This window comes from Fulvitalea axinellae (assembly GCF_036492835.1).
Classification (GTDB): domain Bacteria; phylum Bacteroidota; class Bacteroidia; order Cytophagales; family Cyclobacteriaceae; genus Fulvitalea; species Fulvitalea axinellae.
On sequence record NZ_AP025314.1, the window covers coordinates 1,938,715 to 1,959,090 of the forward strand.

The following is a 20,376-nucleotide window of genomic DNA, read 5'->3' on the forward strand; positions in this document are numbered from 1 at the left end:
TTCTTAAATGGCTTAAGCGTTGTGGTCAATTCTCTTAAGCAAAACACTTGATTCTCTTAACCACTTCGGTCAATTGTCTTAAGAGAAATTGGTAAAACACTTAAGAGAATCGGGTGAAACAGTTAAGAGAATTGACTCAAACCCTTAAGAGATTTGGGTGAAGTGAAAAACGACTTCTTTTAATGCAAAAAGCCTCCCGATAATCCTATCGGGAGGCTTTGCTGAAGTCTTCTTTTCCTTATTGAATATAGGGTCTTTTTCCCTGTAATAAAATGGCCTGTAAGTACGTGGCCTGAGTAGGGAAAAAGGAGAGTGCAGAAAATGTCCTTTTTAGTATAAAACGAAAACCAAGTCGCTGATAGATTCGCTCGGCTGGATCGCTTACTTCTTCTGCTTTTTCTTTTTGTCCTTCTTTGAATGGAACTTTTCCATATCCAATCCCGGAAGCATAGGCGCCATCTTCTGACGGTGCTGTTGCATGCTTGCGATGATATTGTCCAAAGCGGAAATAGCGTCGATAATAAACGGCCCTTTGTTAAGCATCACGCACTCGGCGCGCTGGCCTAGGGCCACGTCACTGATCTCGGCTCTTGACGGACGGCCCTTTTTGGCCAAGCCTTCCAATACCTGCGTAGCCCAAACGATAGGCACGTGGGCGGCGCTGCAAATCCTAAGAATCTCTTCCTGAGTTTCGGCCAGATTGTTCCACCCGCATTCCACGGCCAAATCGCCGCGGGCAAGCATAACGCCTATGGCTTTTCGGCCCATGGCCTGTAGCAGTATGCTCGGAAGGTTTTTAAAGCCTTTCCGGGTTTCGATTTTCAGAATTACACCCAAGTCGTCCGTCTGCGGAGCGTCGAGTTCCTTCTTGATGATTTCCAGCTCGTTTTCTAGGTCCTGAACATCTTCCGGACGGTTGACGAAAGAGAAATTGACGATATCTGCGTGTTGGACCACGAAGCGCAAGTCTTCTTTGTCCTTTTCAGTGAGGCCTTTGGTGCCTAAGTCACTCTCCGGGGCGTTGATGCCTTTGTCAGCTTTCAGCCTTGCGCCCCCGGGTTTGGTGTAGTCGATTTCGAGCGTTAACTCTTCGTCGGTTTTATGGGTGATAATGCCCTCAATGCTTCCGTCGTCAAGCAATATTGGCTCGCCTATTTGCGTGTCAGTGTAAAGGTGTTCCACTTCGCAACTGATGCGAGCGGGGCTCAGAACCTGGCCTTTTTCATCCTTGACGGTATTTTCGGCGGGCGCGTTTCCTTTCTCTATTACCAGCGTATCGCCGATATGCAGGTCTATCCAATTGTCGGTAGGGGGGAGTTCCCCTACTGTGATAGTTGCTTCCTGTTCGTCGGGTTCGGCATTTTTCTTCGCCAGAACAAGTCCGGACCTGAGATAAGAGGTCTTTTTGGTTTCGGCCAAAATCCCTTCGGGAAAGACTTCCAGAATTCTGAAAGAGCGTTTCTTTTTGCGGGTGTCCTTAAATCGGAGAGTATCGTTGGAGGAGAAAGCGCTTGTTGCGAATTCCTCCGCGGGGATATGCGTAAGGTTGCCCAAGTTTTCCGGGCTGTTTTGGGAAGATATCCAGACTTTCGCGCTTTCCCTTATGTTTCCGAAAGGGTCCTTTTTCGCACGAACTTTAAGCGCTCCCGGGCTTTGCGGCACGGGTCCCGTGCGGAATTTAGGACCGGCCAAGTCCATACACACTTTACAGGTTTTGCCCGTTTCCTTTTCCGCTTTGCGGAGATTGTCAATCATCTGTTTCCACTCCGCAGGCGTGTCGTGGGCGCAGTTGACTCTGGCCAGGTTCATACCCGCAAGTAGCATGTTCTTGACCAGTTCGTAGTCGTTGGCGGCGGTGAACGGCAAGGTGACCATGATCCGCACCGATCTGGACTCCGGCTCTGGCCCCAATAGCGAGAGCGTATGGTGATCGAGCAAGAAACGACCTCTTCGAAAGCCTCTGGCCTCACGCGAGAGGATGGCCTTCGGGTCTTTGGAAAGCTTGTTTAGGTTATGGATAATGGCTTTAAGGCTGGCCTCGATATGGCCTTCGGCACGCCCTAGGCGGGAGACGCCGAGGTTGCCGAGTCTTTTCTGGATCTGCCTGATGTCTTGCTGTCGCAAGCCCAAGTATCTCAAAAAGTTTTTGGCGCTCTTCTCAAAGTCAGGATGTATATCTCCAAGGGCCTCGTTCTGGCTTTTCTGGAATTTCACCCCTGCGCTCCTAATCTCCTTGAGTTCTTTTATCAGGGAATGTATATCCGTTTCGCCGGCCAAGGGCCTCTCCATTTTACCAGAGTCTTTTTTCTTGCTCATGGTGGTTTAAGTTAGGTCGATATTGGCTTGTTCGGTTAAAGTCAATGTGTCAAGGTCCAGGCAGATGAGTTGGCCCATTCCTTCTTGGGTGTCAGCGTACACGCACCCGTTGTCCAAAGGCATATTCCAGTCTTTATCGGCTATATGTTGCTTTATCGTGCTTAGCCGGGTAGGTACATGGCCGTGGACTACGGGTCGGTTGCCCGTCTTTTTAGGGTCTACGACAAATTCCCTTATCACGGTCATGGCGTCTTCGTTTTTGAAGATGTTTTTGGCCGTAAAATCAAAGCCTGCGTGCACCAGCAGAAAATCAGGAAGCTCGGCGTAGAGCGGGCATTGCCTGAAAAAATCCCGGAAACGGATCCGCTCCTTCTTTTTCAAATCGGGGAATATCTCTCCGAAAGAACGTCCGTTGACAAGTGTCTTTGCGGGATTTCCGTGCTCGAAAAAACTAAGGGCCTGCTGGTCGTGGTTACCGAGCAGGGCCGTTACGTTATCCGGAAAACGTTTCTTGAGGTCGTAAATGATTTCCAGAACCCGTTTTGAATCCGGGCCTTTGTTTACGTAATCGCCCAAAAGGAAAAGCCGGTCTTTATTCGGAGAATACCGGACTTTGTCCAATAAGGCTTCGAAGGTTTTCGGACAGCCGTGAATGTCTGAAATCGCCAGCCTTCTACTCATAGCGATTTAAGCAGTTCGTCAATGGTCTTCAGCGCGTCCACTTTTTTTGATGGGTTCTTTGCGCTCTTCCCGAATTCGAACCAAAGCCCTTCGCCCGTATCGATGAACTTGCCCTTTTTGGTGGGAGCGGAGGTCTTCGCCAAGGTATAGTCAAAGTCCGGGATGTAGATGTACTTGAGTATATTCTTGATTTTGCTCCAGGACAAGGACTTGTTTTCTACGTTTTTCCCGATTTTCTTCTCCACCTGCATCGTCCTTTCGGAGAATTTAAGAGAAAGGCTTATCTCGACGGGCTGTTGACCCGGGACGTTATCCACATACCTGATGGTAAGCGGCGCTTCCTTGCCGCTAAGTTCGAAAACGGCCTGCATCATCTCCTGAATGAAGACTTCCCACATTTCCTTGTTGGCGGGCACGCCGTCGAAGGCTTTGCTGTTTTTGTCCATCAACGAGATGTTGATGGCGGTGTCTTCGGCCGCTTTTCGTTGCTTCTCGTTTCCCCAGTTGGTCTTTTGAAGATTCTCTTTGATGGCTTCTTTCCAAATTTTCGGAAGACTGCCTTTCCAGTGGTAATCGTCGTTTAGCGAAAAGCCTTCACCAAGTATTTCGGCTTCTGTGATTTCGTCTCTGTCAAGATATTTGAGATCGAAATCCACGAGCATATTTTTGTTGTAATCGATCAAGATTTGGAACGTATAGCAATACGGTGGCGGAATGTCGCCGGTATAGAATTCGAATTTCGCTATGCTAAGGTTGTCCGTGTCCACTTGATTAAATCCCATAAATGAAATAGTTTGGCCCTTCCGGGCAATTATCCATCCCGAATTGTCTGTTTTCAGGATGCTGAAGCATTTGTTTCCGCTGGCTATAAGCGTGAATTCTGATGCAATATCCGCCTTTTTTTAATTCGACGAGCACAGTTGGTGTAAGATTTTTGTTAAGTGTAAATGTTAATCCCTCAGGTAATATGAAAGTGTTAGAAAATGTTTTTCAGACGGTGCGATTCAACAAAAAAGAATCGTTGATGAAGGTCTGCTGGCTGGAATGGCCACAATGCGACGTGGCTCTCAGGGCCGAATTGATAAGGCGTTCGGACGTAATACGTGAAAATTCGCCGGAGTTAATGCTTGTGGAATGCAGGGGCGGAAAGTATCGGTGGGCTGAGCTTACCAGAAAATGGAACGCCCGGGATAATTGGCCGAGATGGGAAAAAGCGGGAATGCGGAAGCTGGCTTTCGTAAAGCGCCCGGACGGTTACGGTGACAAGGAATTTGATGTGGCGTATCGCGGGCGGTTGGAGTTTTCGGTGTTCGAAAACCAAGAAGACGCGCTTTCGTGGTTGCGCGAAGGCGCGTCTTCGGAAGGTTAGAACGGGGATTTGTATCCCGAAATGTCAATGTCAAGCGGTTCGACTTCCGTGAAGTTAAGCAGGTTGTCGATTTCGGTCTGCTTGTTCCACTGGTTATGGAGAAGCAAGGCCGCGCCAAGCACTGCTGACCACTTAATGTTATTCTTGAAAAGCTGGATGTCGGGAATGATGGACGCCAAGGTTTTCGTGTATTTCTCGTTAAGGCTGAATCCGCCGGCCATAAAGACTTTGTCCATGCCTTTTGGCCCGAAGCTGAGTTCCAAAGAAACCTTTTGCATATAGGCCAAATCAAGCAAAAGCTGGTGGTAAGCCTCTTCGAAGTCCGAGAAAAGACTCAAGTCGACGGTCTTTTCATAGGCGGAAGGAAATGGGCCGGTTCCCACAAAATTCTTCGGGTAGAATGCCCTGTTGGGATTCGGGAATTGAGCCAGACGTTCCAGCGTTTTCTCGTTCAGGTCGAATTCGAAAGCGTAGCTTGGGTCTTTGCCGAAGTGTTGTGCTATTTGCTTTGTTTGGTAATCGTGTTCTCTTCCAAGGAAAATCCTTGCCGTTCGGATCGCTTTTCCGCTACTGTCCAAAGCCTTGAATACGTCTTGCGAAAGTTCGTCTTCGGTGATTTCGCTCTCGTCGAACGGGTTCATGGCAATGCTCCAGCAACCCGAAGTTAGGGCTACGTAAGTCCTTTCGTTGCTGATTTGGTAAGGATAAAGCGACGCCAAACTGTCTTGTATCCCGATACCGCATTTGAGTTCGCGGTTTTTGATGCGAACCTTCTCGCTGGCTGTGGCGCTGATTACCGGCGGAAATTTATTGTAAAGCTTTTCTTTGTAAACCCAGTCGTGGCTACGGTCTTTGCTGAAATCCCAAATCATGGAATGAAGACCGAGGCTGGTCAGCTCTGAGAAGTTTTTGCCAGAAATAAACGCACTGAGATATTGGGGCAAGTACAGCGAAGAGTGCACTTTTTTGAACACTTCGGGCTTTTCGTTTCTAAGCCAGAACAGTTGCATTCCCGAGTTCAGCATGTTGAGGTCTCCGGTTGCGGTTTCCTTTAGGAATTTTTCCTTCGGGCCGTACTTTTCGAAGAATTCGTCTTTGATATGCTGGGGTAACGGCTTCCAATAGTTGTAAATCGGAGCCACTGGTTTGCCCGATTTGTTTACGTGCACCAGTCCGGCGCCGTAAGCCGAGAAGTTAATCGCCCTTATAGTATAGTCCCTGCTTTTGAGCCAATCATGGAGCGTTTTGCGCATCCATTTCGTTATTTCTTCCAGGTCTTCGCACAGGAACCCGTCTTCGTCTTCGATTTCCGAAAATTGCCGGATTTCCTCATGCACTATTTCGTAATTCCTGTTAAGCAGACAGAACTTTTTGTTGGTTCGTCCAATGTCGAAAATCGCGATCACGGAAGGGCCCATAAGCTGAATGTTGTGTGATACTATGGCTCCTGCGTTTGAGGACGCAGGTGGTCGTTAACTTTAATGCGAACGGCTAAACATGCCAAAACGTATGTTTTGAGAAGCCGAATTGTTGCCCGCCCGGAGGTCTAACCCGAAACAAAGGGTTTGTGGGTAAATCGGACTGTCCGGAAGGGAAGGATCGGGCTTTGTGTGCCGGTCTTAATAACAAAGATAAAATTTTCGGCATAGAAAACGGCCGAAAAACCTCCGTAATTGTCTTGTTAGCCTGTCTGTAGGACTTTATGGTTGATTATTAATCGATTGTAGAAAGAAAAAAATCGATTTATCACACAGGTTTGTGTATAGTGTGATTTTTTTTGGTTTATCATAGTTTGGGCTGGGTTCAAACGGTTGCCGGTTGTTTTTTATATGAACATTTGAGTTGAGATTTACGTTTATGACCGTACGGTGTAGCTGAAGAATGATACGGGCCGTGCCGGTTTGCTGGTTTTTCGCAAGGCGGAATATTTCGGAGTTAGAAGTCATCAATCAAAGGATTGTCTTGATTATGTGCAAAAGGAACATCGTTAGGGCGTTTAGCTTATTCGTTGTGTTGGCGCTGGGTTTCGCCGCTTGCGGACCTTCGGCCAGAACACGTGGCGAATGGACGGCAAAGCAGAAGAAGCAATGGCTGGATACTTGTTTGGTTTTGACAGGGAAATATCAAAAGCTGGACTCGGCGAGCGTGAAGAAAAAGCAGGAGTTTTGCGCCTGCATGCTTGAAGTGACGGTAAGGGACTATTCCCCAAAACAGGCCTTTGCGCAGAGCGAGGAGGAGGTGATAAGGCGTTTTGCAATTTGTGATTTCAAAAAATGACCGAAAACGATACCGATTTTTCAGATGTTTAGTCTGGATAGCTCTTTTTAAGGCTTCCGGATTGCTGTTTTATTAGGGTAGATGTATATATTTGCCCTAACCTAAAACAAAACCACATTTTATCTACCTAAGTGAAAAATACTGCTATGAAAGGGAACTACACCTTCACCATCATCAAACCTTGCGCCGTTCAGAGTGGCCACATCGGTGCAATCTTGGGCGATATCGCTGACGCCGGGTTTAGAGTAGCGGCCCTGAAATTTGTTAGGCTGAATAAGAAAGAGGCCCAGGAATTCTACAAAATCCACGAGGAGCGTCCGTTTTACGGCGAATTGGTAGATTTCATGACTTCGGGACCTATCGTAGTTGCCGTACTTGAGAAAGAAGGAGCCGTTGAAGGTTTCCGCTCGTTGATCGGAAGCACAAACCCGAAAGAGGCTGCGCCGGACACTATTCGCGCAAAATACGCTGAGTCTATCGGCCGTAATGCTATCCACGGTTCGGACAGTGATGACAATGCGAAAATCGAAGCTTCGTTCTTCTTCTCACGCAATGAGATCTTTAACAGCGAAGGTGGATTCGTGGAAAACCTGAACGCAGCCCAAGTGGCGTCGTAATCAGCCCTTTAAAACTGAGAAAAAGATATTTAAGCCGTCCGTTTGGACGGTTTTTTTGTGTTTTACACAAAGATCTCGGAAGCGATTTTTTGGGCTTCCTTAAGCTTTTCGGTATCGATATTATGGCTAATACCTTGTTTGTCGAGGGTGGCAATCAGTGTTTCCGTAGCGATGTTTCCCGTCAGGTCATCTTTGGCCATTGGGCAACCGCCGTAGCCACCGAGGGCTGAGTCAAAGTAACGGCAACCGGCTTTTAGTGTCGCTTCTATGTTCGTAACGCTGGCTTTTGGTGTGGCGTGAAGATGGGCCATCCATATTGCGTCAGGAAAACTTTCTGTGGCATGGGCGAAAAGAGGCTCAATAGTCGAAGGGGTTCCTGTACCGGTAGTGTCGGACAAAGCGAGTTCATGAACACCCATTTCGATAAGCTTTGAAGCGTATTCCAGTACAATTGCGGGACTCCATTCCTCGCCGTAAGGGTTTCCGAAAGCCATAGAAAGATAGACCCGGAGTTTTTTGTTCGATTGATAGGTCACTTCCAATATTCGCTTTACCAATTCGAGCGATTCTTCCCTGTTTTTTTTTGTGTTCTTAAGCTGAAAAGTTTCGGAAACAGAGAACGGATATCCCAAAGTGTCGATCCCCGGGAAGTTTGAGGCGTCTTGCGCGCCTCGTAAGTTGGCTACAATGGCCAGAAGCTCCGTGTCGGTTTTCGATTCGCTTAGGGCCTCGGTTACTTCGGAGGCGTCTCGCATTTGGGGGATTGCCTTTGGAGAAACAAAACTGGTGAAGTCTAAAGTGTCGAACCCAGTGTTGGCCAAAGCTGAAAGGTATTTGATTTTCAACTCGGTGGGTACAAACGCAAGAAGCCCCTGCATTGCGTCGCGGGGGCATTCTGTAATCTTAACTCTGTTGGTTTTCGTCATGTTTGCTTTTGGGGCGGTGGTTAGGCGCCCTCAAATTTTAGCGGTTTCTGCCGTTGCTTCTGACGGGTATGGGTTTGAGTTCCATTTTTTTAGACCCGAACATTGCGACCGTCGCCAATGCGGTGACGGTTGCGCCTAATACGAAATATATGAAGGTCATAAGTGTCTTTTTTGATTAGTGCACCCATATTGTTACGCAAGGATAAAGGAAAGGTTACGTCTTGTTGGAAATTGTAGTTTAGAAAGACTTTGCAAATAATAAGTAGGTGACTGTTTGCGTTGTTTTATTCTGGCTCGTTTGAGCTGAGAATCGTGTTTTTGTATTTCCGTAAAGAACAAGCGTTTTTTGTAGTTAGAAGACGAAGGGTAAAAACCGACCCATTTTCACCGTGAAGCGAACTTGTGGGGTGTCGGTTTTCCCGGCAGGGCAGAAATGCCTAAATTGCGATTGTATTTTGGTCCGAAAGGAAATTTATATGAGTTTGAATTTTGAGGATATAGTTCAGCGGTTAAGTTGCGGTGTCGTGTTGTTGGACAAAAAAGGGTTTTTCCAGTATGCGAACGGGAAGGCTTTGGCACTTCTCCAAGCGGAGGGCGGGAAGTTGACGCCCGAAAGCTGGGAAAGTTGTTTGACGGAAGACTCGAAGATGTTGCTTAAGCGCCTTTTGGACCTTATGCCCGACGGCGGAGGAAAAGACAAACGATTCTCGCTCTCGTTTGTGAAGCAGGAGTTGTCCAGCCTCGAAACTCGGTTGAGCTCAGTTGGCGAGGGGACGTTTATGCTGGAATTTTATTCCCCTAACGGAAAAGACGACTTGGGAGCCGACCTCCGTAAAAGCGAGGAATGTGTCGACGAGTTCTTTAGCCAATCCCCCGACGCTCTGCTTATTCTGGACAAGCAGGGCGAAATCCTTAAGGCAGGAAAAGTAGTGGTCAACCTTTTCGGTTATCGCCAAGAGGAGTTAACGGGCTTGCGACTCGGCCGTTTGGTTGTTGATTTGCCTACGTTTGCCGAGTTGCTGTCGACGCAGAGCTTTAGGGCGCCATTGCCGGGCAAGACTGGAAGCAAGGGGCTGGAGTGCCGATGCCTGAAGAAAAACGGGGAAACGTTTCCCGCATGGCTAAGGGTTGCCGAATTGCAGGAGTCGGGGCGGTATTTGGTGATTTTGAGAGACCTCTCGGAGACGAAAGTCTCTTTGGAAAGACTTCGTAGATTTGAGGCGGCATTAGAGCGGGCCAACCATGATATGGAGGAATTCGCTTATGTTTCTTCCCACGACCTCCAGGAGCCTTTGCGGAAAATCAGGATTTTTGGAGAGCGTATAAGCTCACATTCGGGGAATCTATTGGATGCGAAGTCTTCAGATTATTTGAGAAGAATGCTGAGCGCGTCAGGGCGAATGCAGGATTTGATCAATGCATTGCTCAGTTTTTCCAGAGTTTCGGCTAGGTCGGCGAGCTTGGAAGTGGTGGATTTGAATAAAGTGCTGGAACATGTTGTTTCCGACTTGGAAATCCCAATCGAGGGGCAGAGCGCTGAGGTTGAGGTTGGCGAATTGCCTTTTGTGGAGGGAATTCCGTCCATGTTAAGACAGTTGTTCCAAAACCTTTTGGCCAACGCTATCAAATTCAGAAAAACGGACGAAAGGCCCAGAGTGGAGGTTTTTGTTTCTAAGAATTCGGAGGAGGAAAAAGACCAGGTGGAGATCTGTGTCCGTGATAACGGAATCGGTTTTGATCCGGCTTATGCCAATAAAGTGTTCCAGATTTTCCAAAGATTGGAAGGGAACCGTTTTGAAGGCTCGGGAGTCGGGTTGGCGATTTGCAAAAAGATAGCCTCTATCCACGGCGGGGAGATAAAGGCGGAAAGTAAGGAGGGTGTAGGAACGACCATCACGGTTACGCTCTCGGTTAAACAGGTATGACGAATCCGAAAAGCGAAGTAGATGCTGTACCGTAACATTAAGATTTTGCTTATTGACGATGATGAGGACGACTACATCATCACTAAAGATATACTGGACAATATTCCCAACAGAAGTTATAAGCTGGATTGGATATCGGATTACCGGGAGGGTATGAGGACAATCCGGCATAATGACTATGACGTTTATTTGATCGATTATAGGCTGGGGGCAAGGACAGGGCTTGAGATTATCAAGGAAGCGATAGAGAGCGGTTGTTCCAAGCCGTTGATCCTGTTGACGGGACAAGTGGACCAGGAGATTGACGACCAAGCGTTTCAGATAGGCGCAGCCGATTATATTTACAAAGGTGCGCTGAACGAGCATGTGCTGGACAGGGCTGTCCGTTATAGTTTGAGGCACAACGAGAACCTTTTCAAGATCCGGAAGCTCAATGAGGAGCTGGAAGAGCGCGTGTACGTCCGGACACGGGAACTGGCGCACGCTTTCAAGAAACTGAAAAGGACTAACGATAAACTCCAGTTACAGATCGAGGAAAGACGGTCGGCGGAAAAGGCGCTTAGGCAAAGCCAGCGCCTGTATCGGGCGATTGCCAGTAACTTTCCGAACGGAGCCATATTCGTGTTTGACACCATGCGTCAGTTGGTGTTCGCCGACGGCAAGGAACTGGAGCTTTACGGGCTTTCGGGAGCGGATTATGTCGGTTGGAACCTTGAGAGGCTAAAGGGGCTGGGCGTTGACCACGAAGCTTTGCAAAGACATTTTGAAGTGGTTTTGAACGGTAGTGGAGTCACGTTTGAACTTGAGGTGAAAGGAAACGTGTACGAGCTTTATGCGGAACCGTTGCTGAATACTTTTGGGTTTGTGAAGCAAGTTCTAGTGGTAGCCCAGAATATTTCCGAAAGAAAAAAGGCGGAGGCGGAAGTGCGGAAAATGCTGGAGAAAGAAAAACAGCTGAATGAGCTGAAATCCAGATTCGTCTCTATGGCTTCGCACGAGTTCCGGACACCGTTGAGCAGTATTCTTTCTTCCGCTTCGCTGATTAGCCGTTATGAGGAGGCTGCGCAACAGGACCGGCGAATGAAGCACGTGAACCGTATAAAGTCGAATGTGTCAAACCTTACGGGGATTTTGAACGATTTCCTTTCGATCAGCAAGCTGGAAGAGGGGAAAACGATCTACAAACCGGTGGAGATGGATTTGGGGTCATTTTGTACGGAAGTGGCCGAGGAAATGCAGGCTTTGGCCAAGCCAAGCCAGACCTTGTACTACGAACACGAAGGCGAGGGAGGAGACGTTGTTCTGGATCCGCAGATCCTGAAAAACGTAGCGATGAATTTGCTTTCCAACGCCATTAAATATTCCGAAGACGGAACGGACATTTTCTTCCGTACCGGCATTGAGGGAGAAGACATTACCTTGAGTGTCAGGGATCAGGGGATGGGGATTCCGGAAGCGGAGCAACACCTTTTGTTTTCGAGGTTTTTTAGGGCCGAAAATGCCACCAATATCCAAGGTACGGGCCTTGGGCTCAATATTGTGAGAAAATATGTGGACTTGATGGGAGGTTCGATTAACTTTGAGAGTGTTCAGGGAAAGGGCACCACGTTTTCGATTAGGCTTCCCCGTTTCAGCACTGTAGAGAAAAGAAAGATATGAAGAAGAAAATTCTTCTGATAGAAGATAACGCGGATATGCGCGAGAATACGGCTGAGATTCTCGAGCTGGCAGATTACGAGGTCATTACGGCCGATAATGGGAAAATGGGCGTCGAGCTGGCGCAACAGCAAATCCCGGATCTTATCATTTGCGACATCATGATGCCGGTGCTTGACGGTTATGGCGTGTTGTACATGCTCAACAAGTCGGCGGATACCGCTTCGATCCCTTTTATTTTCCTTACGGCCAAAGCCGAAAGAAGCGACATGCGGAAGGGAATGGATCTTGGCGCCGACGATTACCTAACCAAGCCGTTTGACGATATGGAGTTGCTGAACGCCGTGGAGACTCGTTTCAAAAAGGCCGATATTCTGCAAAAGCAATTTTCCAGAGACATTGACGGGTTCAATGATTTTCTGAATGACGCCAAAGAGGCTTCCATCAAGCTTGAGAGCTTGTCGATTGACCGCAAGGCTAAGCGCTATAAGCGTAAAGAAATCATTTATCATGAGGACGCAATGCCGAATGGTTTGTTCTTCGTAAGCAAAGGAAAGGTCAAAGCTTTCAAGACGAACGAAGACGCCAAGGAATACATCACCGGACTGTACAAAGAAGGTGATTTCATAGGCTATATGGCATTGCTCAAGGATACGAACTACACTGAAACGGCGATGGCCTTGGAAGAGTCCGAGATCTGCTTTATCCCTAAAGAGGATTTCTTCGATCTGATCGGGTCAAGCAGGGACGTTTCGCACAAGTTCATAAATATCTTGGCCAATAATCTGAAGGAAAGCGAAGACAGGCTCTTGAACCTGGCGTATAATTCCGTAAGGCAACGCGTGGCGGAAGCCCTTCTGTTGTTGGAATCGAGATACAAGGAGGAAGGCAAAACAAAGTTCAGCATGGCGATTACGCGTGAGGATTTGGCGAACATTGTCGGTACTTCTACGGAATCGGTAATCCGTACTTTGGCCGATTTTAAAGAGGAAGGCTTGATCGTGATAAAAGGAAGAAATATAGAGGTCTTGAAATCGGATAGACTTCAGACTATCAAAAACGGGTTTTATTAGAAACTCGTGACTATAGCCTAAAAACCGCGGATTTGTAAAAGGTCCGCGGTTTTTTTATGCCTTATTCCTCGCCGTTAAGTTTTTTCAACGTCTTTTCAAGCTCATCTTCAGTGCTTCTGAGTTTGGCTTTGCAATATTTCATAAGGAATCCGGCCCTTTCCACCAAGCCTATCAGGGCGTCGGGTTCGGGTTCTTCGTGTTCGATGGTGTTTACGATGGCCTCAAGTTCCTCCATCGCGTCTTTGTAGCTGAGTTCTTCGCTCATATCTTTTTCTGTTCCGTGTTTTTTGTCTCGAATTTCGTAACTGTACTTGTAGCCTTAAAGTCGTGTCCTATAGTCGTGATTTGGCTCCCTTCCGGAATTTTTCCGGCCTTGTGGAGGCTTTTTCCTTCGAAAAGGGAAACAGTGTACCCTCGTTTAAAAAGCCTTTCGGGATTGAGTAGGTCTACAGTTTTTTTGAAAATACTAAGCTTGGAATTTTCTGCCTCCAATCGTCTGCGGGAAGCTTCTTTCGCTTTTCCGAAAAGGACCTCTGATTGGTGAGCGCCGTTACGGAGGGCGGAAACGGAGGCCTTGCCGATTCTTAGGGCCAGATTGTTAATCTGATTTCCCTGGGTGGTAAGAATGCTTTTGGGTGCCGATTCCATCCTTTGTCCCAACAAACTGAGTTTTTCGTTCTCATAGCGGGTGAAAGTAATGGCGGTTTGCGCTACTTGGGCGTATAGTTGCTCGATCGCGGATTCGAATTCCATCGCTTTCCGAATCAGGAAATCCGCCGTTGCCGTCGGTGTTTTCAGTTTGGTGTTGGCCACCAAGTCACAGATGGTTTCGTCCCTTTCGTGTCCGATTCCCGTGAGTACAGGCAACGGAAACTGGGCTAGGTGCGCAGCCAGGTTATAGTTATCAAAGCATTCCAAATCCGTCTGCGCGCCACCACCCCGGATAAGGACCACGGCGTCAAAATCCGTTTCGTTTTTGTAGATGTCGTAAAGGGCCTGGATTATCTCCGGCTCGGCTTTGTCACCTTGCATCGAGGCCTGAAACAGGGTTATGTCGAAACTATAGCTGAGCGCGGCTTCGATATGCGACATGAAATCGCCGTAACCCGCGGCGGTGGAGGAGGTGATAAGCGCAATGCGCTGAATGACGGGCGGCAAATCCACGCCTTTGTTAAGGTCGAGGATTCCCTCGTTACGGAGGCGTTCTATCGTTTCCCTTTTTGAACGTTCCCTTTCACCTAGGGTGTAGTTCGGGTCAATGTCGTTTACGGTGAGGCTGATGCCGTAGAGCTCGTGGAAATTGACGCTGACATTAGCCAATACTTTCATGCCTTGGCTTAGCGGGCTTCCCGTAATCGATTGGAACCAGCCGTTGATGTTTCGGTAAGTGTAGGCCCAGGCGTTGGCCCGTATTTTGGCTTTGAAGCGGTCGTTTTCTTTTTCTACAAGTTCCATGTAGCAGTGGCCGCTGTTGGGGTTGACCCTGATCTCGCCGATTTCGGCCAAAACCCAATAGTTTTTCTCCGAATTCTTTTCGATAATGCTCTTCACGGTGGCGCAAAGGGCGGAAAGGCTTATTTGTTTGCCGTTTGATTGTTTTGCCAATGGCCTTGCGGGTTTGTTGAAACTTATTCAAAAATTTGTCACAGAAATAAAACAAACGTGCTTTTTGTTCGGAACGAATGCCGAAATTGTCGAACATTTGCGTGTCCAAAACGTAAAAACGCTAGTTAGGGAGAAAGTAAGAAATAAGATTTAACTATCAAATACATGGGTATTATGAGAAGCGCAAAATCATCGAATCCGGTATTTAGGCGGCTTGCGGAGAGCAGAACCTACGCAAGGGACGTAACCGGGGAGTCGGCGATGACGATACAGGGCGCCGCGGTGAAGACTCTGATCCTGTTGCTGATCACTTTCGTGTCGGCGATGTATACTTACGCCCAGACGCTTCAGGGTGCTATGAACCCGAGCTTGGCTTGGGGAGGCGCTATCGTCGGTTTTATTTTGGCGATGATAACCGTATTCAAAGCCAACTGGTCGCCATATACTACGCCACTGTACGCTCTGTGCGAAGGTTTGTTTTTGGGGATAGTGTCGGCTACGTTTGAGGCGAGCTTCCCTGGTGTGGTGCTGGATGCCGTGTTGTCGACGTTTGGCGTGTTGTTTACGTTGCTGGCGCTATACGCAACCAGAGTGGTTAAGGTGACCAATAAATTCAGAATGATCGTTTTTGCGGCTACCGGAGGCGTAGCGGCAGTTTATCTGATTACGTGGATTTTCAGCTTTTTCGGCGTTCACTTGCCGTATATGTTTGGAAGTGGCCTTTCTGCTTTGATTTTTACGGCGATTGTAGCCGTTGTGGCGGCGCTGAATTTGTTGATGGACTTTGATTTTATCGAACAAGGTGCGGAAGCGGGAATGCCCAAATATATGGAATGGTACGGCGCTTTCGGCTTGATGGTAAGTCTGATCTGGCTGTATTTGGAGATTTTGCGTTTGCTGGCCATACTTAGAGGTCGCGACTGATTTTGTGAAAAAACATAAGCGCTGGAAAGCCTTTCGTGTCTTTTTTTGAAGAGTCCGAAAGGCTTTTTTCGTTTTTTGGGGAGGTGATTTCCGGGTGATTTATCCGTCGTTTTGAAAACTTTTTGACAGCTCGTCTTGTAGTTTCCCAAAAAGGCTATGAGCGAAATGAATCCATTTGTGCGGTTTGTTGTGATTGAGGAAGTGGGCGGAGGTCTCAATGAAGGGGATGATTTGATCATCAATTTACGATTGGTCGAAAGTGTGTGGCCCGGAAGTGACCGTGGCGTGTTCGTAAGGATGGAATCAGGGAAAGTGTATCACGTGTCGGCCAGTTTCGACGATATGATAAGGCGTTTCCATCAAGTTTTCGGGGCGAATTGGCAAGGAACGTAAGTGGATTGTATGATGTGATGGTCCGTGTGTAAGTCGTGATTTTTTCTTAGATTGGCTGTTTCCTGAAGGTTGGATTTCAGTCCTTCGAAGAAACAGTCAGACTTAAACCAAATACATGGATCTGTTCCCGATTACAAACGATGCGGTAATACTGGCCCTTTTGATGGTCATTCTCGCTGTCGTTTTCAAAACGTCTTCGTCTAGCAATAAATATCTGAAGAAGTTCTACGGCGTCGTTCCGTCGCTATTACTGTGCTATTTTTTGCCGTCGATTCTAAATTCCACAGGTGTAGTGAATATTGCGGACTCGAAGCTTTACTTTATGGCTTCCCGATATTTGTTGCCTGCCAGTTTGGTTTTGCTTTGCCTTAGTATAGATATCAAAGCGATTTTGAGCCTTGGACCAAAGGCGATTACGATGTTCCTGACCGCGACGGCGGGAATTGTTTTCGGTGGACCTTTAGCTTTGCTTTTGGTAAGCTCAGTAGCTCCCGATTTGTTGGGCGGAATGTCGCCTCAGGACTTGTGGCGAGGCTTCGCTACTGTAGCCGGAAGCTGGATCGGAGGCGGAGCCAACCAGACTGCGATGAAAGAAATTTATGGAGTGGAGGAAGAAGTCTTTCAGTCGATGTTGGTGGTGGATTTGTTTATCTCGAATCTTCTGACAACAGTGATGCTTTACGGAGTCGGAATTTCGGATAAAATAGACCGCTGGATAGGCGCCGACAATTCTACAATTACTAAGCTAAAAGAGAAGGCGGAACGTCTGGGTGATTCGGTTTCGAAACCTATTACGTTTACGGGATTGACCACTTTGATGGGTGTGACGTTCGGAATTGTGGGATTTTCGCATCTTTTGGCGGATATTATCGCTCCTGATCTAAAGTCGGTGATCGATGGCGTCTTGGCGAAGAATCCGGATTCTTGGGTGAAATATTTTACGTCTGTTGGCGGTGGCTTTTTCTGGCTTGTGGTTTTGGCGACATTGGGTGGTTTCCTGTTGTCGTTTACTAGGGCGAAAAAGCTGGAAGAGGCTGGCGCTTCGAAGTTCGGGAGCCTTTTTCTTTATGTTTTGGTGGCGACTATCGGTATGAAGATGAACCTTCGCGAACTCGTCGAGAACTGGCCGCTGTTCAAAGGATTGCTTACCGTTGGGGCGATTTGGATTTCGTTCCATGCTATTTTGCTGATAGTTGTGGCTAAATTTATCAAAGCGCCGTTCTTTTATGTGGCCGTTGGTTCGCAGGCTAATGTCGGTGGCGCTGCGTCGGCGCCGGTTGTGGCTTCCGCGGTTAGTCCGTCATTGGCGCCAGTTGGCGTACTGTTGGCCGTGTTGGGCTATGCGGTCGGAACCTTTGGGGCCATCGCTTGCGCCTCGTTAATGCAATGGACCGTGGGCGGATAATTGATTTTAAAAAGAAAGTAGGAAGTGTACGACCTTATAATAGTTGGTGGAGGCGCCGCTGGATATTTTGCGGCAGCGGAGTTGAAGAGTAAAAAGCCGGAGGCTAGTGTCCTGATTTTGGAGAAAAGCGGAAAGACGCTCGCCAAAGTGCTGGTTTCGGGTGGCGGGCGTTGCAATGTGACAAACGCTGAGGAATCGCCTGCGAAGTTGGTCGCTTTTTATCCGAGGGGAGGAAAGTCTTTGCGGAAGGTCTTTGACGTTTTCGGGACGGCGGAAACCAAAAAGTGGTTTGGAGAGAAAGGTGTTCGCCTGAAAACCGAAGCCGATGGTCGTGTATTTCCCGTTTCCGACAATTCTCGTACGATTATAGAATGTCTCAGGGCGAAAACGGAAGCTAAAGGCGTCAAGGTAAAGAAACGCTGTGGCGTAAAGGCTTTTGGGAAAACCGAAGCCGGTTTTAAAGTTCAGACGGACGAAGGCGAATTCTCTTGCCGGAAATTGCTTGTGGCCACGGGTGGGGCCAATAAGGAGAAAGCTTATGCGTGGTTGGCGGATGCAGGGTTGACGATAAAAGAGCCCTTGCCTTCGCTGTTCACGCTCAATGTCCCCGATTCTGGGCTGAAAGGTCTGGAAGGGGTGTCAATGCCTTCTGCTTCTGTTCGTCTGGCCGGGACAAAGGAAGAGCGTTCAGGGGCTATTCTCGTGACGCATTGGGGCGTTAGCGGACCGGCGGTGTTGAGGCTCTCGGCTTATGCGTCGCCGATTTTTCACGAAAAAGGCTATAAATGCGAGGCCTTGGTAAATTGGTGGGCCGATAAAAGCGAAGATGATACACGGGCGGAATTGACTCGTATCGGTTCGGAATTTCCCAAGAAACTGGTTCGGAATACCCCATTGTTTGATATGCCTACCCGTTTGTGGGAGCGTTTGGTTGAGTTATCGGGAATAGAGGGCGATCGCCGTTGGCTGGATCTTTCCAAAAAGATGCGTAACCGTTTGGTGGAGCATTTGGTCAGGTTTCCGCTAAAGGTGTCTGGCAAGACTACTTTTAAGGAAGAGTTTGTGACCTGTGGTGGAGTGGCCTTGAATGAGGTAAACCTGAAAACAATGGAAAGCAAAAAGTTTCCAGGTCTTTATCTGGCGGGTGAAGTGCTGGACGTGGACGGCGTGACTGGTGGGTTTAATTTCCAGTTCGCATGGAGCTCGGGCTATCTGGCGGGGACGGACGTCGCCTCAAAGCTTTGACGACTGGAAAAGGTCTAAAAAAACGGGCGCCTTTCCAGCGCCCGTTTTTTTTATCTTTCAAGAAAAGAAGAATCACCATAACTCAGGAAGCGGTATCCGTTGTCCATGGCTTCTTTGTATATTTTGCGCCAATCTTCGCCGATAAAGGCCGCTACTAGCAGGATAAGCGTAGAGCCAGGCTGGTGGAAGTTGGTAACCATTCCTTCGATCATCGGGAATGAATAGCCCGGAAAGATGAAAATCTCCGTACTGCCGTGGATCTTCTCCACGCCGTCCCGTTCCATTTTGTCCAGCACGGCGGTCATTGATTCCGTACGGCTGGGCAAATCCTCTTTTTCGAATTGGTACGGATAAAGCTTTTCTATCCTGAATTCGGCGTTAGGGTCCGAAATCAGTTTTACGCCATACCAATAAAGGCTTTCGATGGTCCGCATCGAGGTGGTGCCCACGCAGAAAATTCTGCGGTCGGGGTTAGCCAAGTTCTTTACGTTCTGTTTGCTTACGATTACCTGTTCCGAGTGCATCGGATGGTCCAGAACGTTTTCTTCTTTGATAGGCCTAAAGGTGCCTGCGCTGACGTGAAGCGTTAAATGGTCCGTGATTACGCCTTTGTCCTTGATGGCTTCCAATACGTCCTCCGTAAAGTGGAGGCCGGAAGTTGGGGCGGCTACGGCGCCTTCGTTTTTGGAATAAACGGTTTGGTAGCGGGGTTTGTCCTCTTCGGTAGCTTGTCTGTTCATATAGGGGGGGAGCGGAACAGTGCCCGCAGCCTCCACTATTTCCACGAATTTCACGCTCGTGTTGTCCCAGTCAAACCTTATCAGCGTATTTTTGCGATCTTCGATTTTGGCCGTCAGCTTAATTTCCTGGTCTCCGATGGTTAGGATTCGGGTCAGGATCTGGTCGTCCTTCCATTTTTTGAAATTACCGACCATGCAAGACCAAGCGCAAGAACCCGATGCCAGCATCGATTCCGCTATTACCGTGCTCGGTTTTTCGGGCTGAAGAAGGAATATCTCGATCTTAGCGCCAGTGTCTTTGCTGAAGAACAGTCTGGCGGGAATAACTTTCGTGTCGTTGAAAAAAAGGGTGGCGTTGGCCGGAATCAGCCCGGGGAGGGCGGAGAAAGTGTTATGTGTGATTTGCCCCTTTGAGTAATGGAGCAGTTTTGACGCGTCCCTTTCACTAAGCGGGTGTTTGGCGATTCTTTCGTCAGGAAGATCGTAAAGGTAATCGTCGAGGCTGATTTTAGGAATGTCCATAATATAAATAGATGTGGCCGAAAGCCGGCCCTTAAAGGAAAAAAGCGGGTGTTACCCCGCTTTTTGTGATGCGTTCAGCAGATGTGATTAGATGTTTTTAGTCTGCTTGTATCTTTCGACCGAAGCGTGGAAGGCCTCTTCGGCGTGCTCCTTCGAATCCCAACCCTGTACGTCCACTTTCTTTTTCTCAAGGTCTTTGTACACCTGGAAGAAGTGCTCGATTTCGAGCTTTAGGTGTGGGTTGATTTCGTCGAGGTCGTGGATTTTGTTCCAGACCGGGTCGCTGACCGGTACGCAGATCAGTTTGTTGTCTTCGCCGGCCTCGTCAGTCATTTTGAAAAGACCGATAGTGCGGCATTCGATCAAACAGCCCGGGAATGTCGGGGCGGAGAGCAATACCAAAGCGTCGAGTGCGTCACCATCCAAAGCGAGAGTGTCGGGAACGTATCCGTAGTCGCTCGGATAGTGCATTGACGAAAATATCATCCGGTCGTATCGGATAAGTCCTTTCTCTTTATCAAATTCGTATTTGTTTCGGCTTCCTTTTGGGATTTCTACCAGAACGTCAAATGTCAGTTCTTCTTTTCTTTCAGACATGATGCAATTGCTTGTAATAGGTGTTTTATTTCAGAGTCAGAAACAAGGCGACAAATATAGAAATAATAGCCGAATTAAAATGTTAAAATTTCGGACTTAATACTC

Annotated in this window: 20 protein-coding genes; 10 read left to right on the forward strand and 10 right to left on the reverse strand. The window is 48.0% G+C overall.

Translation table 11 applies throughout. The annotated features are described in order from the left end of the window. Positions 1 to 381: 381 nt before the first annotated feature. From AABK39_RS07710 to AABK39_RS07720, 3 genes are read right to left on the reverse strand one after another with little or no spacing between them, the layout of a single operon-like run. Positions 382 to 2,316, reverse strand: coding sequence for a pyruvate kinase (locus AABK39_RS07710; protein ID WP_338394344.1), 1,935 nt, complete (start codon positions 2,314 to 2,316; stop codon positions 382 to 384). 6 nt (positions 2,317 to 2,322) lie between these two features. Continuing rightward, on the reverse strand, positions 2,323 to 2,997 hold the full coding sequence (locus AABK39_RS07715; RefSeq protein WP_338394345.1) for a metallophosphoesterase family protein: 675 nt from the start codon (positions 2,995 to 2,997) through the stop codon (positions 2,323 to 2,325). Continuing rightward, a complete protein-coding gene (locus AABK39_RS07720; protein WP_338394346.1) occupies positions 2,994 to 3,779 on the reverse strand; it encodes a hypothetical protein in 786 nt (261 codons plus the stop codon). The genes AABK39_RS07715 and AABK39_RS07720 overlap by 4 nt, the downstream gene beginning before the upstream one ends. A gap of 185 nt (positions 3,780 to 3,964) precedes the next feature. On the opposite strand from AABK39_RS07720, the gene AABK39_RS07725 reads away from it, so the two are divergent. After that, positions 3,965 to 4,366, forward strand: a complete 402-nt coding sequence (locus AABK39_RS07725) for a hypothetical protein (protein WP_338394347.1) — start codon at positions 3,965 to 3,967, stop codon at positions 4,364 to 4,366. Here AABK39_RS07725 and AABK39_RS07730 read toward each other — a convergent pair. Beyond that, complete coding sequence (locus AABK39_RS07730) at positions 4,363 to 5,784, reverse strand: FGGY-family carbohydrate kinase (protein ID WP_338394348.1); 1,422 nt, start codon at positions 5,782 to 5,784, stop codon at positions 4,363 to 4,365. The two genes, AABK39_RS07725 and AABK39_RS07730, sit on opposite strands and share 4 nt — an antisense overlap. Before the next feature lie 550 nt (positions 5,785 to 6,334). Between AABK39_RS07730 and AABK39_RS07735 the strand changes: the two genes are divergently transcribed. Further along, positions 6,335 to 6,643: a hypothetical protein gene (locus tag AABK39_RS07735; RefSeq protein ID WP_338394349.1), complete on the forward strand. Its 309-nt coding sequence runs from the start codon at positions 6,335 to 6,337 to the stop codon at positions 6,641 to 6,643. Between the two features lie 146 nt (positions 6,644 to 6,789). Further along, positions 6,790 to 7,260 carry a nucleoside-diphosphate kinase gene (ndk, locus tag AABK39_RS07740; protein ID WP_338394350.1) on the forward strand — a complete coding sequence of 157 codons (471 nt, stop codon included), beginning with the start codon at positions 6,790 to 6,792 and terminating at the stop codon, positions 7,258 to 7,260. A 62-nt stretch (positions 7,261 to 7,322) separates the two neighbouring features. On the opposite strand, the gene AABK39_RS07745 is transcribed toward ndk, so the two are convergent. Both AABK39_RS07745 and AABK39_RS07750 read right to left on the reverse strand, forming a co-directional pair. Next, complete coding sequence (locus tag AABK39_RS07745; RefSeq protein WP_338394351.1) at positions 7,323 to 8,186, reverse strand: hydroxymethylglutaryl-CoA lyase; 864 nt, start codon at positions 8,184 to 8,186, stop codon at positions 7,323 to 7,325. Between the two features lie 37 nt (positions 8,187 to 8,223). Beyond that, positions 8,224 to 8,346 carry a hypothetical protein gene (locus AABK39_RS07750; RefSeq protein WP_338394352.1) on the reverse strand — a complete coding sequence of 41 codons (123 nt, stop codon included), beginning with the start codon at positions 8,344 to 8,346 and terminating at the stop codon, positions 8,224 to 8,226. Positions 8,347 to 8,662: 316 nt separating this feature from the next. Here AABK39_RS07750 and AABK39_RS07755 point away from each other — a divergent pair, with 316 nt between their 5' ends. The 3 genes from AABK39_RS07755 to AABK39_RS07765 are packed head-to-tail and all read left to right on the forward strand — an operon-like array spanning position 8,663 to position 12,840. Beyond that, positions 8,663 to 10,111, forward strand: a complete 1,449-nt coding sequence (locus AABK39_RS07755; protein ID WP_338394353.1) for a PAS domain-containing sensor histidine kinase — start codon at positions 8,663 to 8,665, stop codon at positions 10,109 to 10,111. 21 nt (positions 10,112 to 10,132) lie between these two features. Further along, the gene (locus AABK39_RS07760) at positions 10,133 to 11,770 is read left to right on the forward strand and encodes a hybrid sensor histidine kinase/response regulator (protein WP_338394354.1); all 1,638 of its coding nucleotides are present in this window, start codon (positions 10,133 to 10,135) and stop codon (positions 11,768 to 11,770) included. Then, the gene (locus tag AABK39_RS07765; RefSeq protein WP_338394355.1) at positions 11,767 to 12,840 is read left to right on the forward strand and encodes a response regulator; all 1,074 of its coding nucleotides are present in this window, start codon (positions 11,767 to 11,769) and stop codon (positions 12,838 to 12,840) included. The genes AABK39_RS07760 and AABK39_RS07765 overlap by 4 nt, the downstream gene beginning before the upstream one ends. A gap of 61 nt (positions 12,841 to 12,901) precedes the next feature. On the opposite strand, the gene xseB is transcribed toward AABK39_RS07765, so the two are convergent. Together xseB and xseA are read right to left on the reverse strand one after the other, a co-directional pair. Continuing rightward, positions 12,902 to 13,105, reverse strand: coding sequence for an exodeoxyribonuclease VII small subunit (gene xseB / locus AABK39_RS07770; RefSeq protein ID WP_338394356.1), 204 nt, complete (start codon positions 13,103 to 13,105; stop codon positions 12,902 to 12,904). Further along, complete coding sequence (gene xseA / locus AABK39_RS07775; RefSeq protein WP_338394357.1) at positions 13,102 to 14,445, reverse strand: exodeoxyribonuclease VII large subunit; 1,344 nt, start codon at positions 14,443 to 14,445, stop codon at positions 13,102 to 13,104. Before xseA ends, xseB begins: the two co-directional genes overlap by 4 nt. A 174-nt stretch (positions 14,446 to 14,619) precedes the next feature. Here xseA and AABK39_RS07780 point away from each other — a divergent pair, with 174 nt between their 5' ends. The 4 genes from AABK39_RS07780 (at position 14,620) to AABK39_RS07795 (ending at position 18,412) form a co-directional block, all read left to right on the forward strand. Further along, entirely contained in the window at positions 14,620 to 15,369 is a 750-nt protein-coding gene (locus AABK39_RS07780) for a Bax inhibitor-1/YccA family protein (RefSeq protein WP_338394358.1), read from the forward strand. Between the two features lie 156 nt (positions 15,370 to 15,525). Then, on the forward strand, positions 15,526 to 15,762 hold the full coding sequence (locus AABK39_RS07785) for a hypothetical protein (protein ID WP_338394359.1): 237 nt from the start codon (positions 15,526 to 15,528) through the stop codon (positions 15,760 to 15,762). 115 nt (positions 15,763 to 15,877) lie between these two features. After that, positions 15,878 to 17,167 carry a DUF819 family protein gene (locus AABK39_RS07790; protein WP_338394360.1) on the forward strand — a complete coding sequence of 430 codons (1,290 nt, stop codon included), beginning with the start codon at positions 15,878 to 15,880 and terminating at the stop codon, positions 17,165 to 17,167. A 24-nt stretch (positions 17,168 to 17,191) separates the two neighbouring features. Then, on the forward strand, positions 17,192 to 18,412 hold the full coding sequence (locus AABK39_RS07795) for a BaiN/RdsA family NAD(P)/FAD-dependent oxidoreductase (RefSeq protein ID WP_338394361.1): 1,221 nt from the start codon (positions 17,192 to 17,194) through the stop codon (positions 18,410 to 18,412). Positions 18,413 to 18,462: 50 nt separating this feature from the next. Here AABK39_RS07795 and AABK39_RS07800 read toward each other — a convergent pair whose 3' ends face one another. Beyond that, positions 18,463 to 19,674 carry an S-adenosylmethionine:tRNA ribosyltransferase-isomerase gene (locus AABK39_RS07800; protein ID WP_338394362.1) on the reverse strand — a complete coding sequence of 404 codons (1,212 nt, stop codon included), beginning with the start codon at positions 19,672 to 19,674 and terminating at the stop codon, positions 18,463 to 18,465. 87 nt (positions 19,675 to 19,761) lie between these two features. Continuing rightward, entirely contained in the window at positions 19,762 to 20,271 is a 510-nt protein-coding gene (locus tag AABK39_RS07805; protein WP_338394363.1) for an inorganic diphosphatase, read from the reverse strand. Positions 20,272 to 20,376: the final 105 nt, after the last annotated feature.

Excerpts from the sequence above, each read along its gene's own strand:
- AABK39_RS07745 (WP_338394351.1), bottom strand. The coding sequence starts at position 8,186 with ATGACGAAAACCAACAGAGTTAAGATTACAGAATGCCCCCGCGACGCA.
- AABK39_RS07765 (WP_338394355.1), top strand. The coding sequence starts at position 11,767 with ATGAAGAAGAAAATTCTTCTGATAGAAGATAACGCGGATATGCGCGAG.
- AABK39_RS07730 (WP_338394348.1), bottom strand. The coding sequence starts at position 5,784 with ATGGGCCCTTCCGTGATCGCGATTTTCGACATTGGACGAACCAACAAA.
- xseB (WP_338394356.1), bottom strand. The coding sequence starts at position 13,105 with ATGAGCGAAGAACTCAGCTACAAAGACGCGATGGAGGAACTTGAGGCC.
- AABK39_RS07785 (WP_338394359.1), top strand. The coding sequence starts at position 15,526 with ATGAGCGAAATGAATCCATTTGTGCGGTTTGTTGTGATTGAGGAAGTG.
- AABK39_RS07760 (WP_338394354.1), top strand. The coding sequence starts at position 10,133 with ATGCTGTACCGTAACATTAAGATTTTGCTTATTGACGATGATGAGGAC.
- AABK39_RS07750 (WP_338394352.1), bottom strand. The coding sequence starts at position 8,346 with ATGACCTTCATATATTTCGTATTAGGCGCAACCGTCACCGCATTGGCG.
- AABK39_RS07725 (WP_338394347.1), top strand. The coding sequence starts at position 3,965 with ATGAAAGTGTTAGAAAATGTTTTTCAGACGGTGCGATTCAACAAAAAA.
- AABK39_RS07715 (WP_338394345.1), bottom strand. The coding sequence starts at position 2,997 with ATGAGTAGAAGGCTGGCGATTTCAGACATTCACGGCTGTCCGAAAACC.
- AABK39_RS07805 (WP_338394363.1), bottom strand. The coding sequence starts at position 20,271 with ATGTCTGAAAGAAAAGAAGAACTGACATTTGACGTTCTGGTAGAAATC.
- AABK39_RS07790 (WP_338394360.1), top strand. The coding sequence starts at position 15,878 with ATGGATCTGTTCCCGATTACAAACGATGCGGTAATACTGGCCCTTTTG.
- AABK39_RS07780 (WP_338394358.1), top strand. The coding sequence starts at position 14,620 with ATGAGAAGCGCAAAATCATCGAATCCGGTATTTAGGCGGCTTGCGGAG.
- AABK39_RS07710 (WP_338394344.1), bottom strand. The coding sequence starts at position 2,316 with ATGAGCAAGAAAAAAGACTCTGGTAAAATGGAGAGGCCCTTGGCCGGC.
- AABK39_RS07720 (WP_338394346.1), bottom strand. The coding sequence starts at position 3,779 with ATGGGATTTAATCAAGTGGACACGGACAACCTTAGCATAGCGAAATTC.
- AABK39_RS07755 (WP_338394353.1), top strand. The coding sequence starts at position 8,663 with ATGAGTTTGAATTTTGAGGATATAGTTCAGCGGTTAAGTTGCGGTGTC.
- ndk (WP_338394350.1), top strand. The coding sequence starts at position 6,790 with ATGAAAGGGAACTACACCTTCACCATCATCAAACCTTGCGCCGTTCAG.
- AABK39_RS07735 (WP_338394349.1), top strand. The coding sequence starts at position 6,335 with ATGTGCAAAAGGAACATCGTTAGGGCGTTTAGCTTATTCGTTGTGTTG.
- AABK39_RS07800 (WP_338394362.1), bottom strand. The coding sequence starts at position 19,674 with ATGGACATTCCTAAAATCAGCCTCGACGATTACCTTTACGATCTTCCT.